This window comes from Streptomyces sp. SudanB52_2052 (assembly GCF_964272415.1).
GTDB lineage: Bacteria > Actinomycetota > Actinomycetes > Streptomycetales > Streptomycetaceae > Streptomyces > Streptomyces olindensis.
In genome coordinates this window covers 3539248-3559949 of the sequence record NZ_OZ186796.1, presented here as the reverse complement: position 1 = coordinate 3559949, position 20702 = coordinate 3539248, and the positions used below count along the sequence as shown (strand labels likewise).

The 20702-nt window shown below is 72.9% G+C and carries 18 protein-coding genes; 11 read left to right on the top strand and 7 right to left on the bottom strand.

Going from position 1 to position 20702, the window contains the following annotated elements:
* The first annotated feature begins 188 nt into the window (after window positions 1-188).
* From ACSUPV_RS15580 to ACSUPV_RS15565, 4 genes are all read left to right on the top strand, one after another.
* Window positions 189-1043, top strand: coding sequence for a bifunctional methylenetetrahydrofolate dehydrogenase/methenyltetrahydrofolate cyclohydrolase (locus ACSUPV_RS15580; protein WP_031119908.1), 855 nt, complete (start codon window positions 189-191; stop codon window positions 1041-1043).
* Complete coding sequence (locus ACSUPV_RS15575) at window positions 1033-1524, top strand: DUF3017 domain-containing protein (RefSeq protein WP_037757407.1); 492 nt, start codon at window positions 1033-1035, stop codon at window positions 1522-1524. Before ACSUPV_RS15580 ends, ACSUPV_RS15575 begins: the two co-directional genes overlap by 11 nt.
* A 386-nt stretch (window positions 1525-1910) precedes the next feature.
* Window positions 1911-3182 (top strand): XRE family transcriptional regulator, encoded by a 1272-nt coding sequence (locus tag ACSUPV_RS15570; protein ID WP_382612965.1) that lies wholly within the window; start codon window positions 1911-1913, stop codon window positions 3180-3182.
* Window positions 3183-4015: 833 nt separating this feature from the next.
* Entirely contained in the window at window positions 4016-5005 is a 990-nt protein-coding gene (locus ACSUPV_RS15565) for a malate dehydrogenase (protein ID WP_031119905.1), read from the top strand.
* Window positions 5006-5090: 85 nt separating this feature from the next.
* Here the strand turns inward: ACSUPV_RS15565 and ACSUPV_RS15560 are convergent, their stop codons facing one another.
* A complete protein-coding gene (locus tag ACSUPV_RS15560; protein WP_031119904.1) occupies window positions 5091-5987 on the bottom strand; it encodes a bifunctional helix-turn-helix transcriptional regulator/GNAT family N-acetyltransferase in 897 nt (298 codons plus the stop codon).
* 228 nt (window positions 5988-6215) lie between these two features.
* Between ACSUPV_RS15560 and ACSUPV_RS15555 the strand changes: the two genes are divergently transcribed.
* The 5 genes from ACSUPV_RS15555 (at window position 6216) to ACSUPV_RS15535 (ending at window position 13387) form a co-directional block, all read left to right on the top strand.
* Window positions 6216-7736, top strand: coding sequence for an aldehyde dehydrogenase family protein (locus ACSUPV_RS15555; RefSeq protein WP_037757413.1), 1521 nt, complete (start codon window positions 6216-6218; stop codon window positions 7734-7736).
* 108 nt (window positions 7737-7844) lie between these two features.
* Window positions 7845-9377 carry a GMC family oxidoreductase gene (locus ACSUPV_RS15550; protein ID WP_031119902.1) on the top strand — a complete coding sequence of 511 codons (1533 nt, stop codon included), beginning with the start codon at window positions 7845-7847 and terminating at the stop codon, window positions 9375-9377.
* A gap of 32 nt (window positions 9378-9409) precedes the next feature.
* A complete protein-coding gene (locus ACSUPV_RS15545; RefSeq protein WP_051648295.1) occupies window positions 9410-10480 on the top strand; it encodes a quaternary amine ABC transporter ATP-binding protein in 1071 nt (356 codons plus the stop codon).
* Complete coding sequence (locus ACSUPV_RS15540) at window positions 10480-12429, top strand: ABC transporter permease (RefSeq protein ID WP_436947686.1); 1950 nt, start codon at window positions 10480-10482, stop codon at window positions 12427-12429. The genes ACSUPV_RS15545 and ACSUPV_RS15540 overlap by 1 nt, the downstream gene beginning before the upstream one ends.
* A gap of 1 nt (window position 12430) precedes the next feature.
* A complete protein-coding gene (locus ACSUPV_RS15535; protein WP_031119898.1) occupies window positions 12431-13387 on the top strand; it encodes an ABC transporter substrate-binding protein in 957 nt (318 codons plus the stop codon).
* A 6-nt stretch (window positions 13388-13393) separates the two neighbouring features.
* Here ACSUPV_RS15535 and ACSUPV_RS15530 read toward each other — a convergent pair whose 3' ends face one another.
* The 3 genes from ACSUPV_RS15530 to ACSUPV_RS15520 are packed head-to-tail and all read right to left on the bottom strand — an operon-like array spanning window position 13394 to window position 15080.
* A complete protein-coding gene (locus tag ACSUPV_RS15530) occupies window positions 13394-14113 on the bottom strand; it encodes an isocitrate lyase/PEP mutase family protein (protein ID WP_436947685.1) in 720 nt (239 codons plus the stop codon).
* On the bottom strand, window positions 14110-14556 hold the full coding sequence (locus ACSUPV_RS15525) for a carboxymuconolactone decarboxylase family protein (RefSeq protein WP_436947684.1): 447 nt from the start codon (window positions 14554-14556) through the stop codon (window positions 14110-14112). Before ACSUPV_RS15525 ends, ACSUPV_RS15530 begins: the two co-directional genes overlap by 4 nt.
* Window positions 14553-15080, bottom strand: coding sequence for a carboxymuconolactone decarboxylase family protein (locus ACSUPV_RS15520; RefSeq protein ID WP_037757424.1), 528 nt, complete (start codon window positions 15078-15080; stop codon window positions 14553-14555). The genes ACSUPV_RS15525 and ACSUPV_RS15520 overlap by 4 nt, the downstream gene beginning before the upstream one ends.
* A 47-nt stretch (window positions 15081-15127) precedes the next feature.
* Here ACSUPV_RS15520 and ACSUPV_RS15515 point away from each other — a divergent pair, with 47 nt between their 5' ends.
* Together ACSUPV_RS15515 and ACSUPV_RS15510 are read left to right on the top strand one after the other, a co-directional pair.
* A complete protein-coding gene (locus tag ACSUPV_RS15515; RefSeq protein ID WP_359792967.1) occupies window positions 15128-16519 on the top strand; it encodes a PLP-dependent aminotransferase family protein in 1392 nt (463 codons plus the stop codon).
* A gap of 49 nt (window positions 16520-16568) precedes the next feature.
* Entirely contained in the window at window positions 16569-17036 is a 468-nt protein-coding gene (locus tag ACSUPV_RS15510; protein WP_031119893.1) for a carboxymuconolactone decarboxylase family protein, read from the top strand.
* Window positions 17037-17121: 85 nt separating this feature from the next.
* Here the strand turns inward: ACSUPV_RS15510 and ACSUPV_RS15505 are convergent, their stop codons facing one another.
* The 3 genes from ACSUPV_RS15505 to ACSUPV_RS15495 are packed head-to-tail and all read right to left on the bottom strand — an operon-like array spanning window position 17122 to window position 20683.
* Entirely contained in the window at window positions 17122-17925 is an 804-nt protein-coding gene (locus ACSUPV_RS15505) for an aminotransferase class IV (RefSeq protein WP_436947683.1), read from the bottom strand.
* An 11-nt stretch (window positions 17926-17936) separates the two neighbouring features.
* Window positions 17937-19115 carry an FAD-dependent monooxygenase gene (locus ACSUPV_RS15500; protein WP_436947682.1) on the bottom strand — a complete coding sequence of 393 codons (1179 nt, stop codon included), beginning with the start codon at window positions 19113-19115 and terminating at the stop codon, window positions 17937-17939.
* Window positions 19112-20683, bottom strand: a complete 1572-nt coding sequence (locus tag ACSUPV_RS15495) for a class I adenylate-forming enzyme family protein (RefSeq protein WP_382612949.1) — start codon at window positions 20681-20683, stop codon at window positions 19112-19114. The genes ACSUPV_RS15500 and ACSUPV_RS15495 overlap by 4 nt, the downstream gene beginning before the upstream one ends.
* Window positions 20684-20702 lie beyond the last annotated feature (19 nt).

Here is a 20702-nt window from a genome sequence, read left to right as displayed (position 1 = left end):
GTTGAGCTGCCCGCGGCACTTGTCAGGTCATCGTTCTTCACCACTGAGTGGCTTGTCCAGCCGCATTCCCGATGTGTTGTGCAAGTGCAACATCGCTGATCATGAGCGGATACGGGGGGAGGGGCCCCGCGGTGCCCGGATTGCGGCCGGATTGGAACGACGGGCGGGTCATCCGCGAGGATGGGCCCATGACCGCCCAGATTCTCGATGGCAAGGCCACCGCAGCCGCGATCAAGTCCGATCTGACCGCCCGCGTGGCGGCGCTGAAGGAGAAGGGCGTCACGCCCGGCCTCGGCACGATCCTCGTCGGGGACGACCCCGGCAGTCAGAAGTACGTCGCCGGCAAGCACCGCGACTGCGCCCAGGTCGGCATCGCCTCCATCCAGCGGGAGCTGCCCGCCACGGCGACGCAGGAGCAGATCGAGGCGGTCGTGCGCGAGCTGAACGAGGACCCGGCCTGCACCGGGTACATCGTGCAACTGCCGCTCCCCAAGGGCATCGACGAGAACCGCATCCTCGAGCTGATGGACCCCGACAAGGACGCGGACGGCCTGCACCCGATGAACCTCGGGCGCCTCGTCCTCAACGAGCCGGCGCCGCTGCCCTGCACCCCCAACGGCGTCCTCACCCTCCTGCGGCAGTACGGCGTGGAGATCAAGGGCGCCGAGGTCGTCGTCGTCGGCCGCGGCGTCACCATCGGCCGCCCGATGCCGCTGCTGCTCACGCGCCGCAGCGAGAACGCAACCGTGACCCAGTGCCACACCGGCACCCGTGACCTGTCGGCGCACCTGAAGCGCGCGGACATCATCGTCGCCGCGGCCGGTTCCGCCCACCTGATCCGCGCCGAGGACGTCAAGCCGGGCGCGGCCGTCCTCGACGTCGGCGTCTCCCGCAGCGCCGAGGGCAGGATCGTGGGCGACGTCCACCCCGACGTCGCCGAGGTCGCCGGCTTCATCTCGCCGAACCCCGGCGGGGTCGGCCCGATGACCCGTGCCCAGCTGCTCGTCAACGTGGTGGAGGCGGCGGAGCGCAGTGTCGGCTGAGCACCAGGCTCCCAGCGGGCAGGACGCGTCCGAGGACATCACCGTCCGGGACCCCGTCAGCGCGCCCGACGCCGAGGGGCGGCCGCGGCGGGTCACCCGGCGGTTCCCCTTGTTCACCAAGGACACCGCGCGGCCCGAGGGCGGCGGCCGGGCCGCCTCCGGTGACGCGCCCGCGCCCGCGCGGCAGTGGCCGGTTCTCGCCGTGCTCGGCCTGGCCGGAGTGGGCCTGCTGGTGACCGCGTTCGACCAGTTCCGGCTCGGGACGCTGCTGATCGGCATTGCCCTGCTCGGCGGCGGCGTGCTGCGCTGGCTGCTGCCGGACGTCGGCATGCTCGCCGTCCGCTCCCGCTTCACGGACATCGTCACGTACGGGGTGCTGGGCCTGGTGATCGTCATGCTGGCGCTGATGGCGCAGCCGAGGCCGTGGCTGCAGATCCCGTTCCTGAAGGACACGCTGCACTTCACGGTCACCAGCGAATGACGAGGACGGCGGTCCGTCCTCTCCCCCGAGGAAGGACGGGCCGCCGCCCACGACCCACCCTTGTGCACCGCGAACTTCCTGTTCAACGGCTGTCAGTGCGCTGTGGCACGGAAGTGACGGTTCCGGTACGTCCTCCTTCCGATTTCGCACGAACTGGTGCGACACGGCGTTGGCGTGGACAATCGGGACGGTCCAGGGTGTAGCGCGCGCGGTCCCCGTGCTCCTGTGCGCCCCCGGTCAGGGAACTGAGATCCTGAGTGGGCGCATCCCTGTGGGTAGCCACAACGGGGACTCGGCCAAGGCCGCCGCGCGCGGGGCGTACAGCGCGGGACATAACAGCACGAACCGGGGGGAAGAGGGGGGAAGCAATGCCTCGTTGGAGGGCCTTGCCGGATGAGCTCGATCCACAGATCAGGGAGTTCACCAGCCAGTTGCGCAGACTCGTGGACCGCAGCGGTCTGAGTATCGCGTCGGTGGCGGACCGCACGGGCTACAGCAAGACGTCGTGGGAGCGTTACCTGAACGGCCGGCTGCTCGCGCCCAAGGGCGCGATCGTCGCCCTGGCCGAGGTCACCGGGACCAACCCGGTGCACCTGACGACCATGTGGGAGCTCGCCGAGCGCGCCTGGAGCCGCTCGGAGATGCGGCACGACATGACGATGGAGGCCATCCGGATCTCCCAGGCGCGCGCCGCGCTCGGGGAGTTCGGCGGGCAGGACTTCGGCGGCTCCTCGGCCGACGGCAAGACGGCTTCCTCCGGCGGCGGGACGGCCCGCCGGAGCGGCAGCGCCACGGTCACGCCGGGCATCGCTGGTCCGGCCGGAGTGGCCCCGACCGTGCCGCCGCAGCCGACGGCGCCCGAGGTCCAGGACTCCACCGGCGCCGGCGTGCGGGAGGACGGTGTCCGGGGCGGGGCGAGCGAGGTCAACTCGTGGGGCATCGCCGGGTACAAGGGCCCCTCGCCGACGGGCGGACGCCCCGCCGGTACCGGGTCCACGCCCGCCTCGGGCCCCGGAAGCCCCGCCGGCAGCGGATTTGGGTCCGGCCCGGGCTCCGCGGTCCCCGCCGGATCGCCGGGCGGTCCCGCCCGGACGCCGGGCGCCGGAGTCGGCTCGTACGGCGAACCCCCGCGGGACGCCGTGCCCGCCCGTGCCGGAGGGGGCGCCGCCGGCAAGCGGCGGACCGGGACGTTCCTCGCGGGTGTCGTGGGCGTGCTCGTGGTGATCGCCGGCGCGTTCTACCTCACCGGTGGTGGCGACGACGAGAACAAGGGCAGCGCCAAGCCGCCCGCGCCGACCGCCAGCACCGATCCCGATCTGCCGCCCGGCGTGAAGTGCAGCGGCGACAGTTGCACCGGCAAGGACGCGGAGAGCATGGGGTGCAGTGGTGACCTGGTGACCACGGCGCAGACCGCCACCGTCGGCACGACCGTCGTCGAGGTCCGCTACAGCGAGACCTGCAAGGCGGCCTGGGGCCGGATAACCCAGGCGGCGCAGGGCGACGAGATCGAGGTCAGCGCGGGCAAGGCGAAGCAGGGCGGCAGCATCACGACGGCCGGGGACACGATCGCGTACACCCCGATGGTCGCCGTGAAGACCGCCGCCGACGCCAAGGCCTGCGCCACGCTCGCGTCCGGACAGCAGGGCTGCACCGAGTAGCCCGGGCGGCACGCCGGCCCGGGCCGGGGTCGAGCTTGCACGGGCCGGGGCGGGGACGAATCCACGAGCCGGGTCGGGAACGAGTTACCAGAGCCGGGGCGGGGACGCGTTTCCAGAGCCGGGCCGCGGACGAACCCACGAGCCGGGCCGGGGGCGAGCTTCCACGAGCCCGGCCGGGGCGAGCCCCAGGGATCCTGCCCGGGGCGAGCCCCACGGATCCGGGCCCGGGGCGAGCCCCACGCGGAGACGGACCCGGAGCAAGCACCGCGGATCCGGACCCGGAGTGAGCCCTGCGGAACCGGATACACGAGCCCGGCCCGGGACGAACCCTGCGAGCGGGCTGGGGGCCAGCTTCCACAAGCCGGGTCGGGAACGAGCTTCCACGAGCCCGGCCGGGGCGAGCCCCACGGATCCGGGGCCCGGGGCGAGCCTCACGCGGAGCCGGATCCTGAGTGCGCCCCACGGGCAGCCGGATCCGGAGTGCGCCCCGTGGAGCCGGAGCCGGGGGCGAAGCCCCAAGTGCTCGGTCCGGGACGAATTTCCGACAGGGAGGCATGCCGCCGGGAATCGCGGGCACGCGAACGGTACCCCCACGGGATTCCGGCACGGTCGGTTCCCCCCAGGCGGCCGCCTCGTCCCTCTCTCCCGGACGGGCGGCCGCCTTTTGCGCGGGCATCCGAGGGTGCTGTGGGGTGGGCCACACCGACCCGGCCCTCCGGGATCCCGGATGCGCGATAGCCTGACCGCTGGATGGATCTCTTGACGCCGAGAGATCGATCAAACGTCCGGGGCAGGAACCCGGCCCCACCGCCAGCTGTCATACGGAGAACGCCATGACCCGCACTCCCGTGAACGTCACCGTCACCGGCGCGGCCGGCCAGATCGGTTACGCCCTGCTCTTCCGCATCGCCTCCGGTCAGCTGCTCGGCGCGGACGTGCCGGTGAAGCTGCGCCTCCTGGAGATCACGCCGGCGCTGAAGGCGGCCGAGGGCACGGCCATGGAGCTGGACGACTGCGCGTTCCCGCTCCTGCAGGGCATCGACATCACGGACGACCCGAACGTCGCCTTCGACGGCGCCAACGTCGGTCTGCTCGTCGGCGCCCGCCCCCGCACCAAGGGCATGGAGCGCGGCGACCTGCTGGAGGCCAACGGCGGCATCTTCAAGCCGCAGGGCCAGGCCATCAACGCCCACGCCGCGGACGACATCAAGGTCCTGGTCGTCGGCAACCCGGCCAACACCAACGCCCTCATCGCCCAGGCCGCCGCGCCGGACGTACCGGCCGAGCGGTTCACGGCGATGACCCGCCTGGACCACAACCGCGCCCTGACCCAGCTGTCGAAGAAGACCGGTACCCCGGTCTCCGAGATCAAGAAGCTGACGATCTGGGGCAACCACTCCGCCACGCAGTACCCGGACATCTTCCACGCCACGGTCGCCGGCAAGAACGCCGCCGAGGTCGTGAACGACGAGAAGTGGCTGGCCGAGGACTTCATCCCGACCGTCGCCAAGCGCGGCGCCGCCATCATCGAGGCCCGTGGCGCCTCGTCGGCCGCCTCCGCCGCCAACGCCGCCATCGACCACGTCTACTCCTGGGTCAACGGCACCGCCGAGGGCGACTGGGTCTCCATGGGCATCCCGTCCGACGGCTCCTACGGCGTCCCCGAGGGCCTGATCTCCTCCTTCCCCGTCACCTGCAAGGACGGCAAGTACGAGATCGTCCAGGGCCTGGAGATCAACGAGTTCTCCCGCGCCCGGATCGACGCCTCCGTCAAGGAGCTCGAGGAGGAGCGCGAGGCGGTCCGCGGCCTCGGCCTCATCTGACCGGAGTCTCTCCGCATCGCCGCGCAGGCCCCGTACCGGTTCCGTCCGGTACGGGGCCTGCGGGCTTTCCCGCCCGGGAGCCGGGTCAGCCGGTCAGCCGTTTCTCGAACCAGTGCTGGCCGTAGACGTGGTCGGTGTACGCCGGGATCTCCCGGTAGCCGCACGCCCGGTACATCGCCCGCGCCTCGGTGAGCACGGCGTGCGTGTCGAGCCGTACGACGTGCCAGCCCCGGCGCAGGGACTCCCGCTCGATCGCGGCGAGCAGCCGGCGGGCGAGGCCGAGGCGGCGGGCGTCCGGGTGCACCCACACATGGCGGATCTCGCCCATGCCCGGCTCCAGCCGCCTGAGCGCCCCGCAGCCCACCGGCCGCCCTTCCTCGTACGCCACGAAGAACGCGCCCGCGTCCCCGGAGACCTGCTCGGGGCGGACCAGGTCCGCCTTGTCGAAGCCCTCCGGGAAGCGGGCGTCGAGGTCGGCGGCGTAGGCGTCGAGGCAGGCGCGGGCGTCCGGGGCGTGGCCGTCGACCCACTCGACGGTGATGGCCGCGAGGCGCAGCAGCCGCCGGGCGGTGGCCATCGCGTCGGTGAGCTGCTGCCGCTGGGGTGCGGTCAGCCCCTTCAGCACGTCCGAGGCGAGGGTGTCGGCGCGGCGGTTCTGCTCCTTGACCTCGACGCGGCCGGCCGGGGTCAGTTCGATCATGCGCAGTCGGTTGTCGTCCGGGTGCGTGCGCAGCCGGACCATGCCCTGGGCCTGGAGGGCCTTGGCCATCCGGCTGAGGTACCCGGCGTCCAGGCCGAGCCGGCTCCGGAGCTCGCGCAGGGAGACACCGGCCGGGCTCTCGGCGATCTCGAACAGCAGCCGGGCCTCGCCGAGCGGGCGGTCCTGCCCCAGGTAGTGGTCGTTCAGCACACCGATCCGGCGTGTGAAGTAGCGGTTGAACCGGCGGAAGGCCGCCACCTGCTCCGTCGACACTGGCTCCATATTCTTTGACTTTAGTCAAAGGAACCTGGTGAGTCGACCGTCTGCGGCGCACCACCCCTTGGATCAGTGGGTTTTTTGCCCCTGATTGTCCGCATCTCCCGTGACACAGCGCACTTTCGGCCATGGATCGCGCATGCATCGGGGGGCGTAGGGCAGGCGCACTCGGTCTCTTGATGACACGTGTGTGACACAGAGGCGCTGATCAGGAACGGAAGGCGAAAAGCGATCATGGCGGAAAGTACCGAACTTCAGGCGCGCGAAACCATCCACGCGGGAGGGGAGTGGCGTGCGGCCGTCTCCGGCGCCACGCGCGAGATCCTCGACCCCGCGGACGCCCTGCCGTTCGCCGTGGTCGCGGAGGGTGACGAGAAGGACACCGATCTGGCGATCGCCGCCGCCCGGCGGGCGTTCGACGAGGGGCCGTGGCCGCACACCCCCGTCACCGAGCGGGCCGCGCTGCTGCGCCGCGTCGCCGACCTCCTCGTGCGCGACCGGGAGAAGCTGGGCCTGCTGGAGGCCCGGGACGCGGGCAAGACCGTCGAGGAGGGCCGCGTCGACATCGACTGTGTCGCCGACGCCTTCCGCTACTTCGCCGACCTGGTCGCGGGCGAGGCCCCCGGCCGGGTCGTGGACGCGGGCTCGCCCGACATCCACAGCGTCGTCGTGCACGAGCCCATCGGCGTCTGCGCGATGATCACGCCCTGGAACTACCCGCTGCTCCAGGCCAGTTGGAAGATCGCCCCCGCCCTCGCCGCCGGGAACACCTTCGTCGTCAAGCCCAGCGAGATCACGCCGATGACCACCATCGCGCTGATCGACCTGCTCGTCGAGGCCGGTCTGCCCGCCGGGGTCGCCAACATCGTCACCGGGCCCGGTCATTCGGTCGGCGCGCGGCTGTCCGAGCACCCCGACGTCGACCTGGTCTCCTTCACCGGCGGCCTGGTCAGCGGCACCAAGGTCGCCCAGGCCGCCGCGCCCACCGTCAAGAAGGTCGCCCTCGAACTCGGCGGCAAGAACCCCAATGTCGTCTTCGCCGACGCCTGCGCCACCGAGGAGGGCTTCGACACCGCCGTCGACCAGGCCCTCAACGCCGCCTTCATCCACAGCGGCCAGGTCTGCTCGGCCGGTGCCCGCCTCATCATCGAGGAGTCGGTGCGGGACCGGTTCGTGGCCGAACTCGCCCGCCGGGCCGAGAAGATCCGCCTGGGCCGCGGCACCGAGGAGGGCGTCGAGTGCGGCCCGCTGGTCTCCGAGCAGCAGCGCGCCAAGGTCGAGATGTACGTCGAGTCCGCCCTGAAGGAGGGCGCGGTGCTGCGCTCCGGCGGCAAGCGCCCCGCACCGTCCCCGCAGCGCCCGGAGAACGGCTACTTCTACGAGCCGACCGTCCTCGACCACTGCCACCGCGAGATGCGCGTCGTGCGGGAGGAGGTCTTCGGGCCGGTCCTCACCGTCGAGACCTTCCGCACCGAGGACGAGGCCGTCGCCCTCGCCAACGACACCGAGTACGGCCTCGCGGGCGGCGTCTGGACCGCCGACCCGGGCCGCGCCCGCCGCGTCGCCGGCCGGCTGCGCCACGGCACGATCTGGATCAACGACTTCCACCCCTATCTGCCGCAGGCGGAATGGGGCGGTTTCGGCAAGAGCGGAGTGGGCCGCGAGCTCGGCCCGGCCGGTCTCGCCGAGTACCGGGAGACCAAGCACGTCTACCAGAACCTCGCGCCGAAGCCGGTGCGCTGGTTCGCGGGCTGACCCCCCTTCGGGCCGCCGAACCCCGCCCCGGGGCGACCCCCGCGCCCCGGGCCGACGCCCCCCGTCCCCCGAGCTCGTCCACTTCATCCCCACTGGAGCAAGCACGCCATGTCCCACGCCAGTCATGAGTACGACTATGTCGTGATAGGCGGCGGAACCGCCGGTTCCGTCATCGCCTCCCGTCTCACCGAGAACCCCGATGTCACCGTCGCCGTCATCGAGGGCGGCCCCAGCGACGTGGGCCGCGACGACGTGCTGACCCTGCGCCGCTGGATGGGCCTGCTGGGCGGCGAGCTCGACTACGACTACCCCACCACCGAGCAGCCACGCGGGAACTCGCACATCCGGCACAGCCGGGCCCGCGTGCTGGGCGGCTGCTCCTCGCACAACACCCTCATCGCCTTCAAGCCGCTGCCCGCCGACTGGGACGAGTGGGAGGCCGCCGGCGCCAAGGGCTGGGGCGCGGTGCAGATGGAGGCGTACTTCGCGCGCCTGCTCAACAACATCGTCCCGGTCGACGAGAAGGACCGGAACGCCATCGCCCGCGACTTCGTCGACGCCGCCCAGGAGGCGCTCGGCGTGCCGCGCGTGGAGGGCTTCAACAAGAAGCCGTTCACCGAGGGCGTCGGCTTCTTCGACCTCGCCTACCACCCCGAGAACAACAAGCGGTCCTCGGCGTCGGTGGCGTACCTGCACCCGGTGATGGACGAGCGCCCCAACCTGACGATCCTGCTGGAGACCTGGGCGTACAAGCTCCAGCTCGACGGCAACCGCGCCGAGGGCGTGCATGTGCGCACCAAGGACGGTGAGGAGATCCTCGTCAGGGCCCGCAACGAGGTCCTGCTGTGCGCCGGTGCCGTCGACTCGCCCCGGCTGCTGATGCACTCGGGCATCGGCCCCAAGGCCGACCTGGAGAAGCTCGGCATCCCCGTCACCCATGACCTGCCGGGCGTCGGCGAGAACCTGCTCGACCACCCCGAGTCGGTCATCGTGTGGGAGACCAACGGCCCCATCCCGGAGAACTCCGCGATGGACTCCGACGCGGGCCTGTTCGTGCGCCGCGACCCCGAACTGCCGCACCCCGATCTGATGTTCCACTTCTACCAGATCCCCTTCACGGACAACCCGGAGCGACTGGGCTACCGGCGGCCGGAGTTCGGCGTCTCCATGACCCCGAACATCCCCAAGCCGAAGAGCCGCGGCCGGCTCTACCTGACCAGCGCCGACCCCGAGGTCAAGCCGGCCCTGGACTTCCGCTACTTCACCGACGAGGACGACTACGACGGCAGGACCCTCGTCGACGGCATCCGCATCGCCCGCGAGATCGCCAGGACCGAGCCGCTGGCCGGCTGGCTCAAGCGCGAGGTCTGCCCCGGCCCGGACGTCACCGGTGACGAGGAACTGAGCGAGTACGCCCGCAAGGTCGCGCACACCGTCTACCACCCGGCCGGCACCTGCAAGATGGGCGCACCCGACGACGACCTCGCCGTCGTCGACCCCGAGCTGCGCATCCGCGGCCTGGAGGGCATCCGCGTCGCCGACGCCTCCGTGTTCCCCACCATGACCACCGTGAACCCGATGATCGGCGTGCTCATGGTCGGCGAGCGCGCCGCCGAGCTGATCGGTGGTGGTGCCAAGTGACCGCGACCCTCGAACCCCCGACGGAGCAGACCATGGACACCACCCCCGTCTTCTCGGTGGACGGCCTGTGGAAGGTGTTCGGCCCCAAGGCCGACCGCGTCCCGGGCGACCCCGAACTCACCGCCCTCGACGCCGCCGAGCTGCGCGCCCGCACCGGCTGCACCGCCGCCGTCCGGGACGTCAGCTTCGACGTGCGCAAGGGCGAGGTCTTCGTCGTCATGGGCCTGTCCGGCTCCGGCAAGTCCACGCTCGTGCGCTGCCTGACCCGGCTGATCGAGCCCACGGCCGGCACGATCGCCATCGACGGCGAGGACGTCCGCGCCATGGACCGCTCCCGGCTGCGCGAACTGCGCCGCCACCGCGCCGCCATGGTCTTCCAGCACTTCGGCCTGCTGCCGCACCGCACGGTCCTCGACAACGTCGCCTACGGCCTGGAGATCCAGGGCATGGGCAAGGCCGAGCGGCGCGAGCGGGCCGCCGCGGTCGTCGCCAAGGTCGGGCTGGAAGGCATGGAGCACCGCCGCCCCGGGCAGCTCTCCGGCGGCCAGCGGCAGCGCGTCGGCCTCGCCCGCGCCCTCGCCGTCGACCCGGAGGTCCTGCTCTTCGACGAGCCGTTCAGCGCGCTCGACCCGCTGATCCGGCGCGAGATGCAGGACGAGGTCGTCCGGCTGCACCGCGAGGAGGGCCGCACGATGGTCTTCATCACCCACGACCTCCAGGAGGCCCTCAAGCTGGGCGACCGCATCGCCCTGATGCGCGACGGCAGGGTCGTGCAGCTCGGCACGCCCGAGGAGATCGTCGGCGCGCCCGCCGACGACTACGTCCGCGAGTTCGTCCGGGACGTCCCGCGCGAGCAGGTCATGACCGTCCGCACCGCCATGCGCCGCCCCACGGCCGAACTGGACGGCAGCGGACCGGCGGTCCGGCCCGAGGCGACGGTCTCCGAGGCCATCGAGGCGGTCGCCCGCGCCGGCGCTCCGGCCCGGGTCATGGACCAGGGCCGGTGCGTGGGCATGGTCGACTCCGACACCCTCCTCGGCGTCGTCGCCGGCACGGAGCACCCCGCCCCGCCGGGCACGGACCAGCCCAAGGAGGCGGTGTGATGGCGACCATCACCGCGAATCCGCCCCGACTCGGCCTGCCCGGACTGCTCAAGCGCCCGGCCGTCCGCAAGCTGCTGCTGCTCGCGCTGGCCGCCGCGATCCTCGTCCCCCTGGCCGACGCCCGCTGGGCCAGCGGCACCTGGCCGGGCGCGCTGACCGTCGACCTCTCCGAGCCGCTCGCCAAGGCCAGCGACTGGATCATCGACAACCGCGACAGCCACCCGCTGTTCCTGTACTTCTTCGGCCACGTCAGCAACGTCGTCGTCATCGCCGTCCGGGCCGTCTACCTCACCCTCCTGGCCATCGGCTGGGCGGGCGTCACGGCCCTGGGCGCCCTGGTCGCCTGGCGGGTGGCGGGCCTGAAGCTCGCACTCGGCACGGCCGCCGCGTTCCTCGCCTGCGGCCTGCTCGGCATGTGGGTGCCGACCATGCAGACCCTCGCCCTCATGGTCGTCGCGGTCCTCGCGTCGGTCGTGGTGGGCGCGCTGCTCGGGCTCGCCGCCGGGCTGTCCGACCGGATGGACCGCGCGCTGCGCCCGGTCCTGGACACCATGCAGGTCATGCCGGCGTTCGCCTACCTGCTGCCGGTCGTCCTCGTCTTCGGCATCGGCGTCCCGGCGGCCGTCCTGGCCACCGTCATCTACGCCGCCCCGCCGATGGCCCGCCTGACCTCGCTCGGGCTGCGCGGCGCCGACAAGGAGGTGCTGGAGGCCGTCGCGTCGCTCGGCTCCACCGCACGCCAGCGCCTGCTGACCGCCCGGATCCCGCTGGCCCGCAAGGAACTCCTCCTCGGCGTCAACCAGACGATCATGATGTCGCTGTCCATGGCCGTCATCGCCGCCGTCATCGGCGCGGGCGGCCTCGGTGACCGCGTCTACCAGGCCCTGGCCTCGGTCGACATCGGCGCCGCGCTCGCCGCCGGCATCCCGATCGTGCTGCTGGCCGTCGTCCTGGACCGCGTCACCGGCGCGGCGGGCGACAGGCTCGGCGCCGAACCGGCGTCCGGCGGCCGGCTCGGCGGGCTCCTCGCCCTGGCCGGTGTCGTCGCCGTGGCGGTCGCCGGACGGCTCGCGGGCCGCCTCGACTGGTCCGACGCCTGGATCGTCAACATCGCCGAGCCGGTCAACCGCGCCGTCGACTGGATGACCGCGCACCTTTACTCGGGCGTCCCCGTCATCGGCGGCACGGCCGACTGGGCGGGACACTTCACGACCTGGGTCCTCGACCCGGTCCGCGACGGCCTGCAGGGGCTGCCCTGGTGGTCCCTGCTGCTGATCGTCGCCGCCCTGGCCTGGGTGATCGGCACCTGGCGCACCGCGCTCACCGCCGTCCTCGCCATGGCCGCGATCGGCGTCCTCGGCGTGTGGAAGCCGTCCCTGGACACCCTCTCCCAGGTCCTGGCGGCCGTCGCCGTCACCCTGGTCGTCGGCTTCGCCGTCGGCATCGCCGCGGCCCGCAGCGACCGCCTGGAGCGGGCGCTGCGCCCGGTCCTCGACGTCTTCCAGACGATGCCGCAGTTCGTGTACCTGATCCCGGTCGTCGCCCTGTTCGGCGTCGGCCGCGCCCCGGCCGTCGCCGCCGCGATCGTCTACGCGCTGCCGGCCGTCGTCCGCATCACCACCCAGGGCCTGCGCCAGGTCGACCCGGCCGCGCTGGAGGCCTCCGGCTCCCTCGGCGCGACCAGCTGGCAGCAACTGCGGCAGGTCCAGCTGCCGCTGGCCCGCCCCGCCCTGCTGCTCGCCGTCAACCAGGGCCTCGTCCTGGTCCTCGCCGTCGTCGTCATCGGCGGCCTGGTCGGCGGTGGCGCACTCGGCTACGACGTCGTCTTCGGCCTCGCCCAGGGCGATCTGGCGACCGGTCTGGTGGCCGGCGTGGCGATCGTCTGCCTCGGCCTGATGCTCGACCGGGTGACCCAGCCCACCGAACGCCGCGCGAAGAAGGGAGCGTGACATGCGAGTCCGTACGACCGCCGCGATCGCCGCGGTGAGCTCCCTGGCGCTGCTCACCGGCTGCGGTGCCGCCGACATGACCAAGCAGGCCTCGCCCTTCGCCAACGCCCAGGGCGCCAGGACCGTGACCCTGTCCGTGCAGTCCTGGGTGGGCGCCCAGGCCAACGTGGCCGTCGCCCAGTACATCCTGGAGCACGAACTGGGCTACCGCGTCGACACCGTCCAGGTCGACGAGGTGCCCGCCTGGGACGCCCTCAGCCAGGGCCGCGTCGACGCGCTCCTGGAGGACTGGGGCCACCCCGAGCAGGAGAAGCGGTACGTCGACGACAAGAAGACGATCGCCCGCGGCGGCGAACTCGGCGTCACCGGCCACATCGGCTGGTACGTCCCGACGTACCTCGCCAAGAAGTACCCCGACATCACGAACTGGAAGAACCTCAACAAGTACTCCCACCTCTTCCGCACCCCCGAGAGCGGCGACAAGGGCCAGCTGATGGACGGTTCGCCGTCCTACGTCACCAACGACAAGGCCCTGGTGAAGAACCTGAAGCTGGACTACCAGGTGGTGTTCGCGGGCTCCGAGGCGGCGCAGATCACGCAGATCAAGCAGTTCGCCAAGGAGAAGAAGCCCTTCCTGACCTACTGGTACGCGCCGCAGTGGCTCTTCAAGAAGGTCCCGATGACCGAGGTGAAGCTGCCGCCGTACAAGGAGGGCTGCGACGCCGACCCGGAGAAGGTCGCCTGCGCCTATCCGCACACGCCGCTGGAGAAGTACCTCAACGCGGACTTCGCCGAGGACGGCGGCAAGGCGGCGGCCTTCCTGAAGAAGTTCCAGTGGACGACCGAGGACCAGAACGAGGTCTCCCTGATGATCGCCGAACAGAAGATGTCGCCGGAGGACGCGGCGAAGAAGTGGGTGGACAGCCACAAGTCCACGTGGAAGAAGTGGCTGTCCTGAGCGTCCCTACCGTCGCAGGCCGGCGGCGATCTCCCGCAGCGCGCGGGTGGCCCGCCGCTGGAGTCCCGGCCCGAAGGTGATCCGGGTGGCCCCTCGCGCGCCGAGTTCGGCGGGCGAGGGGCCCTCGTCGGTCCCGGCCCCCACGTTGATCGGCCCCTGGATCCCGGCCCGCAGCAGCGGCAGCACGTCGGGCGGGGCGCCGATCGGGTAGACGCAGTCGGCCCCCGCGGCGACGTACAGCGCCGCCCGCTCGATGGCCCGCTCCGGGTCGGTGACCCCGCAGGCGAAGGTGTCCACGCGCGCGTTGACGAAGAGCCGGTCACCCGCCGCCTCCCGCACCCGGGCCAGCCAGACGGCGTGCGCGCGCGGGTCCTTGAGCACCCCGCCCGCCGAATCCTCCAGGTTGCAGCCCACTGCCCCCGCCTCCAGCAGCCGTTCCACCAGCTCCTTCGGCGCGAGCCCGTACCCGCCCTCGACATCCGCCGACACGGGCACGTCGACGGCCCGGACGATCCGGGCGACCGCGGCGAACATCTCGTCGGCCGGGACCTGCCCGTCCTCGTACCCGAGGGAGGCGGCGACCCCCGCACTCGGTGTGGCGAGCGCCGGGAACCCCGCCTCGGCGAACACCCGGGCACTGGCCGCGTCCCAGGGCCCTGGCAGGACGAGAGGATCGCTGGGCGCCCGGTGGTGGTGCAGGGCTCGGAACGTGTCGGCTTCGCTCATGGCGTGTATCCCCCCGGCGGGATCCGGCGGCTCACCATCACCCGGTTCCAGTTGTTGATGGCGACGACCAGCCCGATCAGGTGCGCGAGCCGGACCTCGTCGAAGTGCTGGGCGGCCCGCTCGTACACCTCGTCCGGCACGAAGCCCTCGGTCAGCACGGTCACCGCCTCCGTCAGCGCCAGCGCGGCCCGCTCCCGCTCGTCGAAGACGTCCCCCGCCTCCTCCCACGCGGCCAGCAGATCGAGCTGCCGCTCGGGCACGCCGTGCCGCCGGGCGATCGCCAGGTGCATGTCGAGGCAGAACGCGCAGTGGTTGAGCTGTGAGGCGCGGATCACGACCAGTTCGGCCAGGGCCGGGTCGCCGAGGCCCTGTTTCGTGGTGGCGCTCAGGGTGGACAGGGCCCGGGCGACCTCGGGGTCCAGCAGCCGGGTCCGGGGCGTCACTTGTACTGGCCCGGCTGGTAGTGGCCCGGCGCCATACGGCAGGTCACCCCGAACCGGTTCCAGGCGTTGATCGTCGTGATCGCGGCGATCAGGTGCGCCAGCTCCGCCTCCTCGAAGTGCCGGGCCGCGTTCTCGTAGACCTCGTCCGGAACGAAACCGTCCGTCAGGACCGTCACGGCCTCCGTCAGTTCCAGCGCCGCGAGCTCCTTCTCCGTGTAGAAGTGCCGCGACTCGTCCCAGGCGCTGAGCTGCATGATCCGCTCGACGCTCTCGCCCGTCGCGAGGGCGTCCTTGGTGTGCATGTCGATGCAGAAGGCACAGTGGTTGAGCTGCGAGGCGCGGATCTTCACCAGCTCGTACAGCGTGTGGTTCAGGTTCTTACGGACGGCGGTCTCCAGCCGGATCATCGCCTGGTACACCTCGGGCGCGTGCCTGGCCCACTCCAGCCGGGCGGGCCGCTCGGGGGCGTACTCCCCGCTCGTCGCGGTCCTCGTGGTCGCCGTTTCCTCGGTATGCGTCGTCATGACCTCGACCCTAGGAAGGAAGCAGCCCAGGAGTATGGTCCATTTCCATGGCGGAACCGTGGGCCACTCTCGGCATCGACCTGCACGTGGAGCCGACCGGGCCGGGCCTGCGCCGGGGGCTGACGGACGCCCTGCGCGAGGCGGTGCGCTCCGGCCGGCTCGCCCCCGGCACCCGGCTGCCCTCCTCCCGCGCGCTCGCCGCCGACCTGGGCATCGCCCGCAACACGGTCGCCGACGCCTACGCCGACCTGGTCGCCGAGGGCTGGCTCACGGCCCGGCAGGGCTCGGGGACACGGGTCGCCGAGCGCGAGGTCGTCCCGCCCACCGGCACGGCACCCCACCCCCGGGCCCGCGCCCGCCCCGCCTACGACCTGCGCCCCGGCAGCCCCGACCTCGCGTCCTTCCCGCGCGCGGAGTGGCTCAAGGCGTCCCGGCGCGCCCTCAACGCCGCCCCCCACCACGCGCTGGACTACGGCGACGACCCCCGCGGCCGCCCCGAGCTGCGGACCGCGCTCGCCGGTTACCTCTCCCGGGCCCGGGGCGTCCGCGCCGACCCCGAACGGATCGTGGTGTGCGCCGGGTTCGCCCACGGCCTGAAGCTGCTCGGCACGGCCCTGCGGGCGTGCGGGGCACGGACGGTCGCGGTCGAGTCGTACGGCCTCGACGTGCACGGCAGGCTCCTGACCACGTCAGGCCTGGACATCGTGCCGCTGCCCTTCGACCGGCTGGGCACGGACCCGGTCGGGCCGGCCGCCGCCGACGCCGTCCTGCTCACCCCGGCCCACCAGTTCCCCATGGGCGTGCCCCTGCACCGCGACCGCCGCGCGGCCGTCGTGGACTGGGCACGGCGCACCGGCGGGCTGGTGCTGGAGGACGACTACGACGGCGAGTTCCGCTACGACCGGCAGCCCGTCGGCGCGCTCCAGGGCCTGGACCCCGGCCGGGTGGTCTACCTGGGCACCGCGAGCAAGTCCCTCGCACCCGGGCTGCGGCTGGGCTGGATGGTGCTGCCGCCGGACCTGACCGAGCAGGTCGCCGAGGCCAAGGGCGGCGTCGACACCTGCGGGGTGCTGGACCAGCTGACGCTGGCCGAGTTCCTCACGTCCGGCGCCTACGACCGGCACGTCCGCGCGACCCGCCTGCGCTACCGGCGCCGCCGGGACGCCCTGGTCGCCGCCGTCACGGCCCGGGCCCCCGAGGCCCGCGTCACCGGCATCGCGGCGGGCCTGCACGTCCTGCTGCGGCTGCCGCCCGGCACCGAGCAGTCGGTGGTCCAGGCCGCCCGCTGGCGGGGCCTCGCGGTCCACGGACTCACCCAGTACCGGCGCCCCGGCGCGCTCGCCGAGCCTGTCGACGCCCTGGTCGTCGGTTACGGCACACCGCCGGACCACGCCTGGTCGGGAGCGCTGGACGCGCTGTGCGCGGTACTCCCCGGATAATCACGCGAATTCACCCTCCGGAATGCCGCAGGAAGGATATGGTCGCCCCATGAGCGAAATCCCCTCCCTGTCGCGTGTCGCCCTGAAGGAAATCACCCCCGACGTCTCCGCCGCAATGGGCTCCCTGCACGCCGCCGCGGTTTCCGCGGCGCAGGACGCCAAAGTCGAACCGGAGCTGCTGGAACTGGTCAGGATCCGCGCCTCGCAGATCAACGGCTGCGCGTTCTGTCTGGATCTGCACACCAAGGACGCCCGCCGCGCGGGCGAGACCGAGCAGCGCCTCCACACCCTGAACGCCTGGCGGGAGACGCCCTTCTTCACGGCACGCGAGCGGGCCGCGCTGGCGCTGACCGAGGCGGTGACGCTGGTCCACGACGGCCGCGTCCCCGACGCGGTCTACGCCGAGGCGGCCGAGGTCTTCGACGGGACGCAGCTCGCGGCCCTCATCTGGGCGGCCACCGTCATCAACGCGTACAACCGGATCGCGATAGCGACGCGCATGGTGCCGAAAAACTGAATCAGGCAGGTGCCGGAAAACTGAACCAGGCATCGGGAAACAGCCGGGTGGGAATTCCGACCCGGCTTTTCTGTTTCCCCGTGATTCAGCTCATCGGCAGCGGCTCCATCATTCCGTCCAGCCACGCCCGCCATTCCCCGGCCCGTTCCGCCGGAGGCACCCGCATCTGCCGTCCGATCCACTCCGTCACGGGCCGGATGCCGTGCAGCGCGTTCACCAGCCACACCTCACGGCCGTCCAGCTCGGCCACGGTCCGCTCGCGGTGCGCGATGCGGATCCCGGAGCGCAGCGCCCGCTCCTGGACCAGCCCGGCGGTCACACTCGGCAGGACGGGCAGCCGGGGCGGCGGCAGGCACAGGGTGTCGTCCTCCCACCACAGGACACCGGCCGTGGCCGACTCCAGCACCGTGCCCGAGGGCGCGATCAGCACCGCCTCGTCGGCGCCCTCGCCACTGGCACGGCGGCGCACCCGGGCCAGGGTGTCCAGGTCCGGGCCCTTGCGGCGGGGCACGGTACGCGGATCGGACTGCCCCGCCGCCCACAGGCGGACCCCCGCGCCGAGCGGCGGCGCGGGCCGCAGCCGCAGCCGCAACTGAAGCGACCCGGCGGCGAGTTCCACCCGGGGGAACCACTCACCCGAGCGCGGCAGTACGGCGGTCACGTCCTGCCAGAACGCGGCGAGTCGGCCCGGCTCCGGCCCGCCGCAGTCCGCGCAGGACCGCGAGAACCGCTCCCGGTGCCGGGCGTAGGCCCGCACCCGGCCGTCGCGCAGCAGCCAGGAGTCCGCCACCAGCAGCCGTCCCCCTGCCGCCTGGTCGGGGGCAGGGGCCAGGCCACGGCCCGCCGTCCACGTCCACAGGCCCTCCGCCACCACCGGTCCGGTCTCCACCAGTTCCTCCTTCAGTACGTGCGGCCCGCGACGGCCGGTGCCCCGCGCCGGGGCCCGTACGGCGCGTGCTCCAGCCAGGATCCGCACCAGGGCAGCACCGGCGCCAGTGCCGCCGCGGCCCGTTGCCGGACCCGCACGATCCGGCGGCGCGGCCGCAGATGGTCCAGGGCCGTGCCGGCGGCGGCACTGTTGAACAGGGCCGTCGCGCGGCGCACCTCGGCGAAGCGCGCGACCGCCTCGCCGGTCCCCGCGGCGATGGCCTCGGCGGCCGCCGCCGCGTCCGCGATCCCGCTGTTCATCCCGCGCGCCCCGAACGGCGGGAACAGGTGCGCCGCCTCGCCGGCCAGCAGCACCCGCCCCCGCGGATCGGTGAACGAGGCCGCCACCTTGCGCAGGAAGCGGTACGTCGACACCCACAGGATCCGGTCGCCGTAGCCGTCCCCGACGACCGCGGGCAGCCACCGCCGTACGGCCTCCTCGGTGCCGTACGCCTCCGGCCGGTCGTCGTCCCGGCACTGCAGGTCGACCTGGAAGCCCCCGGTGAACGGCACCCGCATCACACTGCGCCCGCCGACCCCGGGGTGCTCGTAGTGGAAGACCCGCTCCAGCGGCAGCTCGGCGCCCGGGACGTCGGCGACGTCCACGACGACGTGGAAGCCCTCGCCGTGGGTGCCCTCCAACGCGATGCCCAGCTCGCGCCGGACCGTGGAGCGGGCCCCGTCGGCGGCGACGACGTGGGAGCCGCTCCACACCCGCCCGTCCTCACCCGTCAGCCGGACCCCGCTCGACGTGGCGTGCACGCCCGCCACGCGCGCCCCCCACACCAACTCCACCCCGGTCCGCTCGCAGGCGGCCCGCAGGAACCGCTCGGTGTCCGTCTGCCGCAGGCTCGTGAAGGGCGGCGGGCCGGAGGGCGGCGGGTAGGTGCGGGCGTAGACCTCGCGCCCCCGGTAGAGGGTGCGCCGGGTGTGCCAGGTCCGCCCGTACGCGGTGATCTCCGCCGCGAGGCCGGGCAGCATCGCGTCCAGCAGGGCGAGGGTCTCCCGGTGCACGAACAGGGCCCGGCTGCCCGGCCGTTCCCGGTCCTCGGGATCGGCCTCCAGCAGAACGACCGGGAGGCCGTGCCCCCGCAGCCCGAGCGCGGCCGACAGGCCCACGGGTCCGGCGCCCACGACCAGGACCGGGGTCATGCCCGGGCGCCTTCGGCCCGGGTACCGGCCAGCATCCGGGCGATCTCCACCCGCTTCACCTTCCACGTGGCGGTCATCGGCAGGTCCTCGAACCGCCACTGCCGCGGTTCGGCCATCACCGGCAGGTCCGCCGTGGCCCGCCGCCAGCGCTCCGGGTCCAGGGGCCGCTCGCCGCGCACGCACACCACCGGCACCGGCTCCCGGTCCGCGCCCGGCACGATGACGACCTCGCGCAGCTCCTCCAGCCGGGACATCAGCGCGTCCTCGACCTCCAGGTTGCTGTGCACGGCGTCGATCTGGTCGATCTCCCGGTCGATCAGGTACAGCGCGCCCAGGCGGCTGCGGTGGCCCATGTCGCCCATCTCCCACCAGCCGTCGGTGAGCTGACGGTCGTAACGCTCCGGCATGCCGAGGTAGGTGAGGATCCGGCCCCGGGTGCGGGCCTCGATCCGGCCCGGTGTGCCCGGCGGGACCGGTCTGCCCTCGGCGTCGGTGACCCGGACCCGGGTGAAACCGGGTATCCCGAACCCGACCCGGCGGCCGTCCGCGCGGGCGGCACTGCGCCGGGTCACCACCTGGAACGCCACCGGACCCGTCTCGCTCTGCCCGTACAGCTGGACCAGCCAGGGCGTACGGCGCCGTGACGCGTCCAGCAGCCGCCGCACGGTACGCGGATGGATCGCGTCGAACGTCGAGCCGTACGACCGGACCCGGGACAGCGGGGCGCCGGGCGCGTCGGCCAGCTCCTCCCACAGCACGAACGTGTTCGGGTGCGTCTCCACGATGCCGGGCCGGTGCCGGACCAGCAGCGGGCCCACCGCGGCCGGGTCCGGGTCGGTGATCAGCACGAGCGGGCTGCCGAAGTACAGCAGCACGCCGAGCAGATGATAGAAGCGCGAGTGCACGAACGACATGTGCAGGGCCGCGGTCTCGCCCCGGGTGGGCCAGCCCATCGCCTGCTGCGGCACGAGCCGGTTCCACATCGCCTGCGCGCAGTGCACGGCCAGCTTGGGCACGCCCGTGGTGCCCGAGCTGTGGGTGATCAGGGCGGGTTCGCGGGGGTGGAGCCGGACGGGCGGGGGCGGCTCGGCGCCGGCGTGCCGCGCCAGGGGTTCCGCCCCGGGCGCGTCGTCCACGGTCAGCGTCCGCCGCACGAGCCCGGGCAGGTCGACGCCCCGCAGTCCGTCCAGCGTCGCGCCGTCGGTGATCAGCCAGGGCCGGCGCAGCCGTGCGAGGAGCTGCCCGGCCACGGCGGGGGCCAGCGCCGGCGACAGCAGCACCGGCACGGCCCCGATCCGGGAGAGCGCGCAGGTCAGCAGCATGATGTCGACGTTGTCCGCCTTGTGCACGACGACCTGCTCCGAGGGCCGCACCCCCGCCTCCCACAGCCGCCCCGACAGCTCCTCGACCAGCTCGGCCAGGACCGTGTAGGTCAGGTCGACCCCGAGGGCGGGGGCGACGTCCAGCGGCCGGTCGAGGGTGACGAAGACGGCCCCGTGCCGGTCGGCGGCGCGCCGGAAGACCGGTCCCAGATAGAAACCGCGGTCGGCGAACAGGGGCTGTCTCATGGGTCGTTCCTTTCCGAGA